Here is a 12,642-nt window from a genome sequence, read left to right as displayed (position 1 = left end):
AACGCTACATAAACTTTACGTCCGTCTGAACGTAGCGGTCCAGCAGGATCAACGCGAACGGGAACAGAATCGTGGTGGCGAGCATCTGTTCGAACACGCCCCACAGACGCGGCACGGCCCCGGCGTACAGGCTCATGGCCAGGACGCCGAACAGGAAGAACAGAAGCTCGGCCAGCAGGAAAATGCCGAACACCACGACGGTGTCCTGACCGATGATGTAGCTGCGCGCCATCAGCAGGACGCCATAGACCAGCATCAGGTCCAGCATCCAGAAGCCCATGGGCGCGCCCCAGAAGGCGTCGAGAAACAGGCCCAGCGCGCCGAGGACGAACGGCGCGATAAAGGACGGGCGGATCAGCGGCCAGACGAAGGCCAGAATCAACGGTGAGACCGGCTCCGGCAGATAAAGCCCGAACAGCTTGAACGGCGTCGCCAGCACGATGGTCAGGGCGAAACTCATCAGGGCGGGGGCGAAAATCCAGTCCCACGGCGTGATGACGCGCGAGGCCACGCCGCCGCGCAGGCCGGAATTGACGGGACCGCGCGGCGACACCACGCGGCGGCCCGCCGTCGCCTTCTTCAGACCGAGGGCGGCGGGCAGGCGCATCAGTTCGCCCCCTCCCCGCTGCTGCTGGCGGGCGGGACATAGGGCTTGAGCACGGGCGCGACCGGCTGGGCTGGCGTCGAAGACGCAACGGCGTGCGAGGCTGCGACGTGAGAGGACGACGCGGCATGCGAGCTGGACGGTGCGGCGACGGGCTTTACAGGCGACGGCTTCACCAGAGGCGTTTTTGACGCGCTGCTGCTTGACGCGGCGATGGTTTTGACGGGCGCATGCGTGGACGCGCTGGCCGGTTTGGCGGCGATGCTGCTGCTGGATGCGGATGTCTTGCCCGAATCCGGCGTGGCGGGCGGCGGCAGGATGTCGCTGACCGGCGGCGCGCGCAGCAGAGTATCTGCATTGGGAAGTTGCGAAAAATCCTTGTACAGAAGGACTTTCACGAAGTCGATCGGCGCGCGGTTGGCGTAGAGTTTGACGCGCCAGACACCATCGACGCCCTTCACCGCCTCGCCTACAGGCAGGCCGCGCGGGAAAATGCCGCCATCGCCTGACGACAGGATCTGATCGCCCGCCTTGACCGTATCCTGACCGCGCACGAACTCCAGCTTGGGGTAGCCGCCGCCGTCGCCGCTCATCATGGCGCGGCCATCGGAGCGCAGGATCATGACCGGCACATGGCTGGTCACGTCGGTGACCATCAGGATGCGGCTGACCTGGCCCGACACGCCAACCACCCGGCCCACCAGACCCTGATCGGTCATGACCGGATTGTTGAAGCGAATTCCATCCTTCGAGCCCGCATTGATCAGGCGGTTATTGGCGAACGGGCCACGCGACACCGAGATCGAACGCGCCGTCACCATCTCCACCGGCGGGTCGGTGCGCAGTTTCAGCAGCGATTCGTAGCGCGCATTCAGGTCTTTCAGCTCAATATAGTCGTCGCGGTACTGCGACAGTTCGGCGACCTTCTTTTTCAGCAGACGGTTTTCGCGCACGGCGAAGAAATAGTCGTCGATCCAGTTGGCGCCGTCGCCGATCTTATGCACCGGGAAGGACAGGACATTGTTGACCGGTCCCGCCGCCGCGTCGAAACCGGCGCGGTCGCCATAGGCGGTCGCCTCGTCCTGATGGCGGCGGTCGCCAAGGAACATCAGAAGCGCGCCGACGCAGATGACGCCGACCACGCCCATGACCGTCCACGTCATCGGCAGGCGCAGATGCTCAAAATGCCTGTTATTATCCCCGTAAGCCAAACGACCAAAATCCTAAAACAGGGGAAAACCTCATGCAGGCTGCGCGATTCGCCTTAACAAGGGTTTATGCCCAAGTCAGGTTTTAACGTGCGCTTGCGTCTATTTTATGGACGCGTGCAAATTTCGCGCCGATTTCAGACTTTACGACATGGTGGCGTCGAGAATGCCCTTCATCCAGCGCGGATGCTCCAGCACGCGGCCGCAGCCGATGGCCACGCATGACAAAGGATCCTCAGCCACCGACACCGGCAGACCGGTCTGATCGCGGATTTCGACATCGAGACCGCGCAGCAGCGCGCCGCCGCCGGTCAGCATGATGCCCTTGTCAGCGATGTCGGCGGCCAGTTCCGGCGGGGTCGCCTCCAGAGCCACCTTCACCGCGTCGATGATCTGCGCCACTGGCTCGGCCAAGGCTTCGGCGGCCTGACGCTCCGACATGCGCACTTCGCGCGGCACGCCCTGCATCAGGTCGCGGCCCTTGACCTCAATGGCCATGCCTTCACCGTCGTGCGGGACGCGCGCGGTGCCGATATCCTTCTTGATGCGCTCGGCGGTGGTTTCGCCGATCAGCAGATTGTGGTTGCGGCGCATAAAATTGGTAATCGCCTCATCCATCTTGTCGCCGCCGACGCGGACCGACTTGGAATAGACGATGCCCGACAGGGACAGGACGGCCACCTCGGTCGTGCCACCGCCGATATCGACCACCATTGAGCCGGTCGGCTCATGGATCGGCAGGCCTGCGCCGATGGCGGCCGCCATCGGCTCGTCCAGCAGGCCGACGCGGCGCGCCGAAGCGTTCAGGCAGGAATCGTTGATGGCGCGGCGCTCCACCGCCGTGGCGCCCGAAGGCACGCAGACAATAACCTTGGGGTTCACGAAGCCCTTGCGGTTATGCACCTTGCGGATGAAGTGCTTGATCATCTCCTCGGCGACCTCGAAATCGGCGATCACGCCGTCGCGCATCGGACGGATGGCCTCCATGTGGCCCGGCGTGCGGCCCAGCATCTGCTTGGCCTCGATGCCGACCGCGTGAACGACCTTACGGCCGCCGACATTGCGCAGCGCCACCACCGACGGCTCGTTCAGCACGATGCCGCGCCCCTTCATGTAAATCAGCGTGTTGGCCGTTCCCAGGTCGATGGCAATGTCATTGGAAAAACCGCCGAAGAAGGATTTGAGCATGGACAATAACTACCTTGGGGAGCGCGCGCGTATGAGGTTTCTAAATTCCGGGGAGCCGGAGCGTCCTTAATTCAGGCCGGGAGGCGTTGCTGGCCTCGTTTCAGTCTGAGTCCGGACGACCGGAAGGCTCCCCACTTGCCCTTATCTGCAAGCAATTTCAAGGGGCTTGAAAGGGGGTTCGTCAAAAAGATGATTTCAACCCACAAGCGATAAGGTTAAACCCTTGAAATCTATTATTAAGGCTCTTTTTTGTCCGCGCCGATCACGGAAAATGTCATCGCTCTATTGCGCCGCGTCATCCGGGCCTGCCCTGTGCGCTGTTTCGGCGTGGTGACGGGCGCGTTCATAGACCCGCCGCGCCGCCAGCATGACGCCCAGCCAGACTACGGCCAACCCCGCCAGCAGCAGGGCCATCTTCCAGTTTCCGCCCTTGCCGAGAGAAGAAAATGACGAACCGAACAGGGTGACCAGCGCCGTCTTGGGCAGGACGCCGAGCGCGCAGCCGCCGATGAAGCTTAGAAAACCTGCGCGTGAAGCGCCGAAGGCCATATTGACGACAATGAACGGCGCTGACGGGATGTTGCGCACGATGAAGGAGGCGGAAAAAGCGTTCTGGCCCAGATAACCGGACAGGCGGTCCAGCCGCTTGCCGCCGAAGCGCGCCAGCAGCTTTTGGCCGGCGAAACGGCCCATATAAAAGGTCATGGCCGCCGAGACGACCGTAGCGAACCACGAATAGCCAAAGCCCCGCACCGGGCCGAAGGCCACCACGCAGGCGGCGATCAGCACAAATTGCGGCGCGCCGAACAGGGCTGAGACGCAGAACACCGCGGTCACAATCAGCACGGCCAGAGGCGAATGCTGGTAGGACTGCATCCACGCCTCCAGCCCCGCCGTCATTGCCTGGCCCCAGGGCGACTTGCCGATCAGGAAGGTGGCGACCATAAGAGCCAGCAAAAGCGCGCTGGTCCACACCGCGCGCACGGCGCGGGCGTCGAGATTAACGAGGAAGCGCGTTACGTTTCGCCACATTTATTGAAGCAGCTTGTGCATTGCACAATCTTCCATTCAACTGTTCTAATCCGGCGTCCATAGCATCGCCGCTGCGGTCAGGGACAGGGAAAAACTGAATTCAGTCGTAACCAAGCGCGGCGAAATCGCCGCACCTTCTGGGCGACGGGGAGATTTTGCATCATGTTTGCGGATGACGGTTGGACAAACGAGCGCGTGCGAGTAAAGAGAGGCCTGCATTTTTCCACGCAGGCCCCCGACCGGGCCGCAGAGCAGCCGAGTCAAATCATGTCCAGCTTCACCGAATCCGAAACCCTCAAGCGCGTCAAGCCGTCCCCGACTCTGGCCGTAACCGCCAAGGCGCGCGAACTGGCCCGCCAGGGCAAGAAGGTGATCAGCCTCGGCGCGGGCGAGCCCGATTTCGACACGCCGGAAAACATCTGTGACGCCGCCATCAAGGCGATCAAGCGCGGCGAGACGCGCTACACCGATGTCGATGGCATTCTGGAGCTGAAACAGGCGATCGTCGATAAGTTCAAGCGCGAAAACGGTCTTGAGTACAAGACCAGCCAGGTGCACGTCGCGCCGGGCGGCAAGCCGGTCATCTACAACGCCATGATGGCGTCGCTGAACCCCGGCGACGAGGTGATCGTGCCGGCGCCCTACTGGGTGTCCTATCCCGACATGGTGCTGCTGGCCGGCGGAACGCCCGTGGTCGCCATTGGCGAGATGGAGACCGGCTTCAAGCTGCGTCCCGAAACGCTCGAAGCCGCGATTACGCCGAAGACCAAGTGGCTGATCCTCAACTCGCCGTCCAACCCGTCGGGCGCCGCCTATACCGCCGATGAGCTGCGCGCTCTGGGCGAGGTGCTGAAGCGCCATCCGCAGGTCTGGGTGCTGACCGACGATATGTATGAGCACATTCTCTATGACGGTTTCCAATACGCGACCATCGCCCAGGTCGTGCCGGAGCTTTACGACCGCACCCTGACCATGAACGGCGTGTCGAAGGCCTATTCGATGACCGGCTGGCGCATCGGTTACTGCGCCGGTCCCGAAGGCCTGATCAAGGCGATGGGCAAGATCGAGTCGCAATCGACCTCCAATCCGTGCTCGATCGCGCAATGGGCGGCCGTCGAGGCGCTCAACGGGCCGCAGGACTTCATCCCGCAGCGCGCCGCCGTCTTCCAGAAACGCCGCGATCTGGTGGTGGCCATGCTCAATAACGCCAAGGGCGTGACCTGCCCGACGCCGGACGGCGCCTTCTACGTCTATCCGTCGATCGCGGGCTGCATCGGCAAGCAGGCGCCGTCGGGCAAGATCATCGACAGCGACGAGACCTTTGCGTCGGAGCTGCTGCAAACCGAGGAGGTCGCCGTCGTGCATGGCGCCGCTTTCGGGCTGTCGCCCTTCTTCCGCATCTCGTACGCGACCTCCGAAGCGGTGCTGACCGAGGCCTGCTCGCGCATTCAACGTTTCTGCGCCAGCCTGAAATAGGCGCGCAGCGCACAACTGCGACAAAAGCGGCGGCGGGTCTTTCGCCGCTGCTTTTTTGTGCTAGTTTGCGCCGCGTCGCGCGTCTTTGGACGCCAGTATCTCTGAAGAGGCCGTCGGGGGGCGGCTGCGGGGGAAGCGGGAGATAGATTTTCACATGACCCAAAGCTCCAGCGTCATCTGGCTGCTGCCGCCGACGGCACTGGCGGTTGGCTTCGCCCTCGCCCTCGCCGCCAGTCTGGCCCTGGCCTGGCTGGCGGCGGCGAGCGGCCCGGTGGACCGGCCAAGGACGCGCGGCGCGCACCTGCATCCGACCCCGACCAGCGGCGGCCTCGCCATCATGGCGGCGACCGCCCTGGCGCTGGGCGGCGCCCTCGCCCTGTTCGGCGATGCGGTTCCCGGCGGATGGCGCGACGGTCTTATCGTCTTGCTGTTTGCCGCAATCGTAGGACTCGGCGGAGCGGCCGACGATCTTCTCGACATGCCCGCCAAATGGCGTCTGGGCTTTCAGATCGTCGCCAGCCTGGTCTTCGCGGGCATTTATCATGTTGATACGCTTGATTTCGGCCCCGGCCTGATCCTGACCCTGCCGAGCTGGCTCAGCATACCGGGCAGCGCGCTCTGGCTGGTGTTGGGCATGAACGCGATCAATTTCATGGATGGCGCCAATGGCCTGGCGGTCGGCAGCCAGTTCATCAGCCTCAGCGTCCTGGCTGTGTTGATCGTGCTGATGGCGCCGTTAAGCGTCGCCGGCGCCTGGCTGGGCGCGCCTCTGATGGTCGCCGTGTGCGCGGCGGGCGCGCATCTGGGCTTTTTGCCGTGGAACCTGCCGCCCCTGCATCCCTCACGCGCCGCTGTGTTTCAGGGCGACGCCGGCTCCCTGTTTGGCGGCGCGCTGATCACCGGACTAACCCTGATGACGCGCAATTACGGCGTCGGCTCGGTATGGATCGGCGGCTTCGTGCTGGCGCCGATTCTTGTCGATGTCGTGCTGACCCTGTTCGTGCGCGCCCGCGCCAGGCGCAATCTGATGCGGCCTCATAAGGAGCATCTTTATCAGCTCTGGCTGCAAAAACGCGACCCCAGCCACTTACGGCTGGCCTGGCGCGTGTGGCTGCTGACGCTTGTGTCGAGCGGCGTCGGCCTGGCGGCGCGCCTGATCGACATCACCTACCGGACGGATCTGCGTTTCATCGCCCTGGTCGGCGTAATCTTTTTCTACAGTCTGGGCTGGTTCCGGCTGCGCGCCCGGCTGGTGGGCGCGCCTCAGACCTCATCGCCGGAGGCGGCTCAGTCCTCGTCGAGATCCTGAACCCGCCCGCGGTTGGCCTTAACGCTGGCGCGGATCGCCTTGCCCGCCAGACGACGGCGCACCGAGCCCTGCGTCGGCTTCGTCTTGACGCGCGGCGGCGGCGGCGGTTCGGCGGCCTTCTGCACCAGCGCGACAAAGCGCTCCAGCGCCGCTTTGCGGTTCATCTCCTGCGTGCGGTGCGTCTGCACGAACAGCACCAGTTCGCCCTCCTGCGTCACGCGCCTGCCTCCGAGCCTGATCAGGCTCTGCTTGACCTCGTAAGGCAGGCTCCAGTTGTTTGTGATCGAGAAGCGCAACTCGACCGCCGTGGCGACCTTGTTAACATTCTGACCGCCCGCGCCCGAGGCCCGCACGAAGCTTTCGTGCAGTTCGTTATCCGGTACAGAAAGGCGCGGCGTGATAAAGACCATGCCGCGCCTTTAACAGACTTTACGCCGGAAATTAAGCCAGCGACGATTTCAGCATCCAGATATGCTTTTCATGCGCGGTAATGCGCTGAGTGCAGAGGTCATTGGTTGAGATATCACCCGCCTCGTCGGCGACTTCGGCAGCTTTTTTCAGCGTCGCAACGGTCGTTTCGTTGCCGGCGATCAAGTCTTTCAGCATGGCCTCAGCCGCCAGCGACGGATCGCCGTCCTTGATCGAGGTCAGGTTGCCGAAGGCGTCGGCGCCCATCGGCGCGCTCTGGCCCAGGGCGCGGATGCGCTCGGCGATCTCATCGACCGAGGCCCAGATTTCATTGTACTGCTCTTCCAACAGCAGGTGCAGACCACGGAAGTTCGGGCCGACCACGTTCCAGTGATAGCCATGCGTCTTTTGATAGATGGTGAAGGTGTCGGCCAGCACCTTGGACAATTCGTGCGCCACGGTCTTGTTGTGATCGACGCCGGTTTCTTTCGCCATAAAAAATCTCCTTTAACTGGAAGGCAATGCCTGGATAGGATGTCTGAAATATGTGCGCATAGCATAAGGATTCAAGGTGGAAACGCCGGGCTGCGGCGCCCTGAGGCAGGTATTTTAACACAGGTTTGACGTCACGCCTCTGTCATAAAACGTGAAGCTTTGCGGGAAAATGCGTATTGCATCGCCGCCGCCAACGACTATGTTATAGACACCTTATGCTGAAAATGAGCATAAGTGGTTTAAGGACACGCCATGCTGGACACAGCCCTGCCACTGGAATTCACGTCTGAAGTTGAAGCCGAAACCGCCGCGATTCATGACCGCCTGAAGGGCAAGGTCTCGGACCTGGAGTGGCGCTTGCAGGCGCCGCTGATTGCCGCGATTAACCGGCTGAAGCGCGAAATGAACGCCGTCATTCTGGCGCACAACTATATGACGCCCGATATTTTCCACGGCGTCGGCGATTATGTCGGCGACAGTCTCGGTCTGGCGCGCGAGGCGGCGGCATGCGATGCGGATATCATCGTGCAGGGCGGCGTGCATTTCATGGCCGAGACCTCGAAGATTCTGGCCCCGGAAAAGACCGTGCTGATCCCCGACCTGCGCGCGGGCTGTTCGCTGGCGTCCAGCATCACCGGCGAGCAGGTGCGGCTGATCAAACAGCGCTATCCGGGCCTACCGGTCGTCACCTATGTCAACACCACCGCTGATGTGAAGGCCGAGACCGACATCTGCTGCACCTCGGCCAATGCGGTGCAGGTGGTCGAACATATTGCGCGGGAATGGGGCGTCGATACCGTCATCATGCTGCCGGATCAGTTCCTGGCGAAGAATGTCGCGCGCCAGACGGACATCAAGATCATCGCCTGGGCCGGGGCCTGCGAGGTGCATGAGCGCTTTGACGCCTCGGACATCGCCGAGGTGCGCAAGGCCCATCCGAGCGCGGTGGTGCTGGCCCACCCGGAATGTCCGCCCGATGTGATCGCGGCGTCGGACTTCACCGGCTCGACCACGGCGATGAGCGACTATGTGACGAAAAACAAGCCCGCCCAGGTGGTGCTGATCACCGAATGTTCGATGGCCGACAATGTCACCGCCGACGCGCCGGACGTCGAGTTCCTGCGCCCATGCAATCTGTGCCCGCACATGAAGCGCATCACCCTGCAAGGCATTTACGATTCCCTGCGCCTGCGTCAGTTCGAGGTCACGGTCGATCCGGCCCTGATCCCGCGCGCCGCCGCCGCCGTGCAGCGCATGATCGACATGCCGCCGCTGAAGACGCCCGCGCGCTACGATATGGTCAAGGCGCGGCATCATGTCGATGTGGAAATGATCAGCTAGGACTTCCCTGCTTTGACCGCTTGCGGTCCCGCCCTCCGAGGAATGGGCAACATCATGGCCAACCAAATCTACATCCGAGAGTCTTACATTTTCGGGGGCCCGCTGATTGTCGGCGCGGGGCTGGCCGGACTGTCCGCCGCCCTCGCCTGCGCGCCGCACAAGGCGCTGGTGCTGTCGCCGGTCGCGCTCGGCCAGGCCGCCTCGTCGGCCTGGGCGCAGGGCGGCATGGCCGCGGCCCTGTCCGCTGAGGACTCTCCCGCCGCCCACGCGCTCGACACGGTGAACGCCGGCGCAGGCCTGGTCGATGCGGAGGCCGCGCGCGCCCTGACCCAGGCCGGTCCCGACACGGTGCGCCGTCTTAACGCGCTCGGCGCGCCGTTCGATAAGACGCCCGACGGCGGCTTCGTGCTGAACCGCGAAGCGGCGCATAGTCTGGCGCGCGTGGCGCGCGTCGGCGGCGATCTGGCGGGAAAGAAGATTCTCGAAGCCGTGGTCGCGACGGCGCAAAAGGCTGACCATATCGAGATCTGGGAGGACGCCCACGCTTTGGGTCTGATCAAATCCGACGCCAGAACCGTGATCGGCGCACTGATCCGGCGTGGCGACAATCTGATCGAAATCTATGCGCCCGCCATCATTCTGGCCACCGGCGGGGCGGGCGGCCTGTTCGCCGTCACCACCAATCCGTCGGCCTTGCGCGGCGAGGGCATGGCGATGGCCGCGCTTGCTGGCGCCGAGATCGCCGACCCGGAGTTTGTGCAATTCCATCCGACTGCGCTCAATGTCGGTCGCGATCCCGCCCCGCTGGCCACCGAAGCGCTGCGCGGCGAAGGCGCGATCCTGATCGACGCGAAAGGCGAGCGCTTCGCCTTCGACGACCACCCGGACGGCGAACTGGCGCCGCGCGACATCGTGGCGCGCGCCGTGCATAAGGCGAACCTGCATCGCGGCGGCGCGTTTCTCGACGCGACGCAGGCGATTGGCGCGCATTTTGATAAAGAGTTTCCGACCGTCTTCGCCGCCTGCATGGCTGAAGGGATTGACCCGCGCGTGGAACCCATGCCGGTCGCGCCCGCCGCGCATTACCATATGGGCGGGATCAGGACTGATATCGACGGACGCACCACTTTGAGCGGCCTCTATGCGGTCGGCGAATGCGCTGCCACTGGCGTGCATGGCGCCAACCGGCTGGCCTCGAACAGCCTGCTCGAAGCCGCCGCCTTTGGCGAACGCACGGGCCGAACAGCGTGCGCGGCGCTGCCCGAAGGTTTCACGCCCGATATCGGCCAGGCGGTCCGTCCCGCTATCCCGACGGAATTGTCCGCCAAAGACCTGCAAACCCTGCGCGAAGCGATGAGCCATAATGCAGGCATGGTGCGTTCAGAGGCGGGATTACGCGCGCTTTTGGCCCTGCTGGACCGGCTGGACGCACTCTATCCCGGCGCTCTTGCCCTGGTCGCGGCGCGGCTGATCGCGACTTGCGCCTTGCAAAGACGCGAGAGTCGGGGTTCTCATTACCGCAGCGACTTCCCGCAGACCGCAACGACGGGCAAGCGCACCTACACGGACTGGAACGCTGTCAAGAAGGAAGTCGCCTGATGATCAATCCCGGCCTGCCTGATCTTTTGATCGAACCCGTGGTGCGCGCCGCGCTGCTTGAAGACCTTGGGCGCGCCGGCGATGTGACCGCTGATGCAGTCATCCCGCCGAAAGCGCGTTTTCAGGCCGAGTTCAAGGCGCGCGACCACGGGGTCAGCGCCGGCATCGACTGCGCGCGGCTGGCCATGAGCCTGATGGACCCGCAGATTCGCTTCGAGACGCTCTTGCCTGATGGCAGCGCGGTCAAGCCGGGCGACGTGATCGCGCGCATTGAAGGCAAGGCGCGCGCCATTCTGGCCGCCGAACGCACGGCGCTGAACCTTTTGTGCCATCTGTCGGGCGTGGCCAGCCTGACGGCGCGCTATGTCCAGACCGTCGATGGCCTGACCACCAAGATCGTCTGCACGCGCAAAACCCTGCCCTCCCTGCGGGCCTTGCAAAAACACGCGGTCCGCTGCGGCGGCGGCTATAATCACCGCTATGGCCTGGACGACGCCATTCTGATCAAAGACAACCATATCGCCATCTGCGGCGGCGTCGAAAAGGCGATGGAACGCGCCAAGGCCAATGTCGGTCACACCATGAAGATCGAGATCGAGGTCGATTCGATCGCCCAGCTCAAGGCTGCCCTGCCCTATAAGCCGGACGTGATGCTGCTCGACAATTTCTCGCTCGATATGTTTGCCGAGGCGGTGAAACTGGCGGCCGGGAAAACCATCCTCGAAGCCTCCGGCGGGGTCAATCTCGACACCGTGCGCGCCATCGCCGAAACCGGCGTCGATGTCATCAGCGTCGGCGCCCTGACCCATTCGGCGCCGAACTTCGATATCGGTCTGGATGCAGTTTAAACGCCGCCCTTGACGAAGCTCAGGCGCGATACGCGCGCGCTGAGCGGCTTGTCAACCAGGGCGTCGAAGACGAAGGCGGTGGCGATGGCCAGGGCGACGCCGAAGCCCCACAGCCCCCATTGCGCGGCGGCGCCGAGTCCGAAATGGTCGATCAACTTGAACGCCACGCCGAACCAGACGGCGCCGACCAGAGAATGCACGAGGAACAAGGCGAACGAGGCGCGCCCCATAAGCTGCGTCGCACGCGTTTCCGGGAAGGTCACGCCGCCCGATACAGCCAGCACCACCGCCAGCAAGGCCAGCAGCAGCGTGTCCATGCCGATGGAGCGCGGCAGCAGGCACAGAAACGGCAGGACCATCAGCACGCCGACGCTGCCGAGCCAAAAAGCCGGCTTGGGCGCGACCAAACCGGAGGTCGCCCGTTCGATCAGGCTGCCGATGATAAACAGAGGGATCGCGCGCCCCAGTCCCCAGGTGAAGGGCAGATCGACGAGCGGATGGCGGACCACGTTCAGCGCGAAAATCTGCGCCACCATCAGTACGCCGAGCGCCAGCGCCGCCAGTTGCCAGCGTTTCAGCCGCCATATCCATGGCGCATAAAAGCTGAACAGGCCGTAGCAGATCAGCAGCGCTGAGATCGTCCAGGTCGGCACGTTCCACGACGGCGAGGCGAACATGCCCCAGCCGTGCACCATGAAGGCCTGCGCGACAAAGGCGAAAAGTCCGTACTTTTCCGGGTGTTTCGGCATAAGGCCGACCGCGCCGGAGGCCAGCACGAAGACTCCGAAGGCCAGCAGCACGATGATATGCGACGGCCACAGCCGCGCGAACCGGCGCAGGAAGAAATGCGAACGCCGCATGCCGGATTCGACCAGCCGACGCCCATAGGCGCGCGACAACACATAGCCCGACAGCATCAGGAAGAAATCGGTCGCCAGCCAGCCCTGCCGGAACACAGGTATGATCGTTTCGAGATCGCGCGGCGCATTGGTTCCGTAATGGAACAAAAGAATGAACAGGGCGGCCAGAAAACGCAGCACATCAAGCGACGCGCCGCCGGCGCGCGCCTTGATCACAGCGCCTGAACCGGCGGGGAGGGAAAAATTGAGCGGCTTCACGCCGCTCAAACTGACA

12 protein-coding genes are annotated in these 12,642 nt (G+C 63.6%); 5 read left to right on the top strand and 7 right to left on the bottom strand.

Translation table 11 applies throughout. The annotated features are described in order from the left end of the window. Positions 1–4 precede the first annotated feature (4 nt). The 4 genes from ACTHLA_RS11300 to ACTHLA_RS11285 form a co-directional block, all read right to left on the bottom strand. Positions 5–607, bottom strand: a complete 603-nt coding sequence (locus ACTHLA_RS11300; RefSeq protein WP_440188941.1) for a hypothetical protein — start codon at positions 605–607, stop codon at positions 5–7. Continuing rightward, positions 607–1,815, bottom strand: a complete 1,209-nt coding sequence (gene mreC, locus ACTHLA_RS11295) for a rod shape-determining protein MreC (protein WP_440188938.1) — start codon at positions 1,813–1,815, stop codon at positions 607–609. The genes ACTHLA_RS11300 and mreC overlap by 1 nt, the downstream gene beginning before the upstream one ends. 141 nt (positions 1,816–1,956) lie before the next feature. Then, entirely contained in the window at positions 1,957–3,000 is a 1,044-nt protein-coding gene (locus ACTHLA_RS11290) for a rod shape-determining protein (protein ID WP_440188935.1), read from the bottom strand. Positions 3,001–3,282: 282 nt separating this feature from the next. Next, positions 3,283–4,032, bottom strand: coding sequence for a TVP38/TMEM64 family protein (locus ACTHLA_RS11285; RefSeq protein ID WP_440188933.1), 750 nt, complete (start codon positions 4,030–4,032; stop codon positions 3,283–3,285). A 267-nt stretch (positions 4,033–4,299) separates the two neighbouring features. On the opposite strand from ACTHLA_RS11285, the gene ACTHLA_RS11280 reads away from it, so the two are divergent. Together ACTHLA_RS11280 and ACTHLA_RS11275 are read left to right on the top strand one after the other, a co-directional pair. Next, positions 4,300–5,508: a pyridoxal phosphate-dependent aminotransferase gene (locus tag ACTHLA_RS11280; RefSeq protein WP_440188930.1), complete on the top strand. Its 1,209-nt coding sequence runs from the start codon at positions 4,300–4,302 to the stop codon at positions 5,506–5,508. A 154-nt stretch (positions 5,509–5,662) separates the two neighbouring features. Further along, complete coding sequence (locus ACTHLA_RS11275; protein WP_440188927.1) at positions 5,663–6,817, top strand: glycosyltransferase family 4 protein; 1,155 nt, start codon at positions 5,663–5,665, stop codon at positions 6,815–6,817. Here the strand turns inward: ACTHLA_RS11275 and arfB are convergent. Continuing rightward, positions 6,796–7,227: an alternative ribosome rescue aminoacyl-tRNA hydrolase ArfB gene (gene arfB / locus ACTHLA_RS11270; RefSeq protein WP_440188924.1), complete on the bottom strand. Its 432-nt coding sequence runs from the start codon at positions 7,225–7,227 to the stop codon at positions 6,796–6,798. The two genes, ACTHLA_RS11275 and arfB, sit on opposite strands and share 22 nt — an antisense overlap. 31 nt (positions 7,228–7,258) lie before the next feature. Continuing rightward, entirely contained in the window at positions 7,259–7,720 is a 462-nt protein-coding gene (locus tag ACTHLA_RS11265; protein WP_440188921.1) for a Dps family protein, read from the bottom strand. A gap of 252 nt (positions 7,721–7,972) precedes the next feature. Here ACTHLA_RS11265 and nadA point away from each other — a divergent pair, with 252 nt between their 5' ends. From nadA to nadC, 3 genes are read left to right on the top strand one after another with little or no spacing between them, the layout of a single operon-like run. Continuing rightward, positions 7,973–9,061, top strand: coding sequence for a quinolinate synthase NadA (gene nadA, locus ACTHLA_RS11260; RefSeq protein ID WP_440188918.1), 1,089 nt, complete (start codon positions 7,973–7,975; stop codon positions 9,059–9,061). A gap of 54 nt (positions 9,062–9,115) precedes the next feature. Beyond that, the gene (locus ACTHLA_RS11255; RefSeq protein WP_440188915.1) at positions 9,116–10,660 is read left to right on the top strand and encodes an L-aspartate oxidase; all 1,545 of its coding nucleotides are present in this window, start codon (positions 9,116–9,118) and stop codon (positions 10,658–10,660) included. Next, positions 10,660–11,508: a carboxylating nicotinate-nucleotide diphosphorylase gene (nadC, locus tag ACTHLA_RS11250; protein WP_440188912.1), complete on the top strand. Its 849-nt coding sequence runs from the start codon at positions 10,660–10,662 to the stop codon at positions 11,506–11,508. The genes ACTHLA_RS11255 and nadC overlap by 1 nt, the downstream gene beginning before the upstream one ends. Here the strand turns inward: nadC and ACTHLA_RS11245 are convergent. After that, positions 11,505–12,626 (bottom strand): acyltransferase family protein, encoded by a 1,122-nt coding sequence (locus ACTHLA_RS11245; RefSeq protein WP_440188909.1) that lies wholly within the window; start codon positions 12,624–12,626, stop codon positions 11,505–11,507. The two genes, nadC and ACTHLA_RS11245, sit on opposite strands and share 4 nt — an antisense overlap. Positions 12,627–12,642: the final 16 nt, after the last annotated feature.

The sequence above is a fragment of the Asticcacaulis sp. genome (assembly GCF_051956075.1).
GTDB lineage: Bacteria > Pseudomonadota > Alphaproteobacteria > Caulobacterales > Caulobacteraceae > Asticcacaulis.
Note: the sequence above shows the minus strand (reverse complement) of the source record. Positions and strands in the feature narration are given on the sequence as shown.

Excerpts from the sequence above, each read along its gene's own strand:
- ACTHLA_RS11300 (WP_440188941.1), bottom strand. The coding sequence starts at position 607 with ATGCGCCTGCCCGCCGCCCTCGGTCTGAAGAAGGCGACGGCGGGCCGC.
- ACTHLA_RS11290 (WP_440188935.1), bottom strand. The coding sequence starts at position 3,000 with ATGCTCAAATCCTTCTTCGGCGGTTTTTCCAATGACATTGCCATCGAC.
- ACTHLA_RS11285 (WP_440188933.1), bottom strand. The coding sequence starts at position 4,032 with ATGTGGCGAAACGTAACGCGCTTCCTCGTTAATCTCGACGCCCGCGCC.
- ACTHLA_RS11280 (WP_440188930.1), top strand. The coding sequence starts at position 4,300 with ATGTCCAGCTTCACCGAATCCGAAACCCTCAAGCGCGTCAAGCCGTCC.
- ACTHLA_RS11275 (WP_440188927.1), top strand. The coding sequence starts at position 5,663 with ATGACCCAAAGCTCCAGCGTCATCTGGCTGCTGCCGCCGACGGCACTG.
- arfB (WP_440188924.1), bottom strand. The coding sequence starts at position 7,227 with ATGGTCTTTATCACGCCGCGCCTTTCTGTACCGGATAACGAACTGCAC.
- ACTHLA_RS11265 (WP_440188921.1), bottom strand. The coding sequence starts at position 7,720 with ATGGCGAAAGAAACCGGCGTCGATCACAACAAGACCGTGGCGCACGAA.
- nadA (WP_440188918.1), top strand. The coding sequence starts at position 7,973 with ATGCTGGACACAGCCCTGCCACTGGAATTCACGTCTGAAGTTGAAGCC.
- ACTHLA_RS11255 (WP_440188915.1), top strand. The coding sequence starts at position 9,116 with ATGGCCAACCAAATCTACATCCGAGAGTCTTACATTTTCGGGGGCCCG.
- nadC (WP_440188912.1), top strand. The coding sequence starts at position 10,660 with ATGATCAATCCCGGCCTGCCTGATCTTTTGATCGAACCCGTGGTGCGC.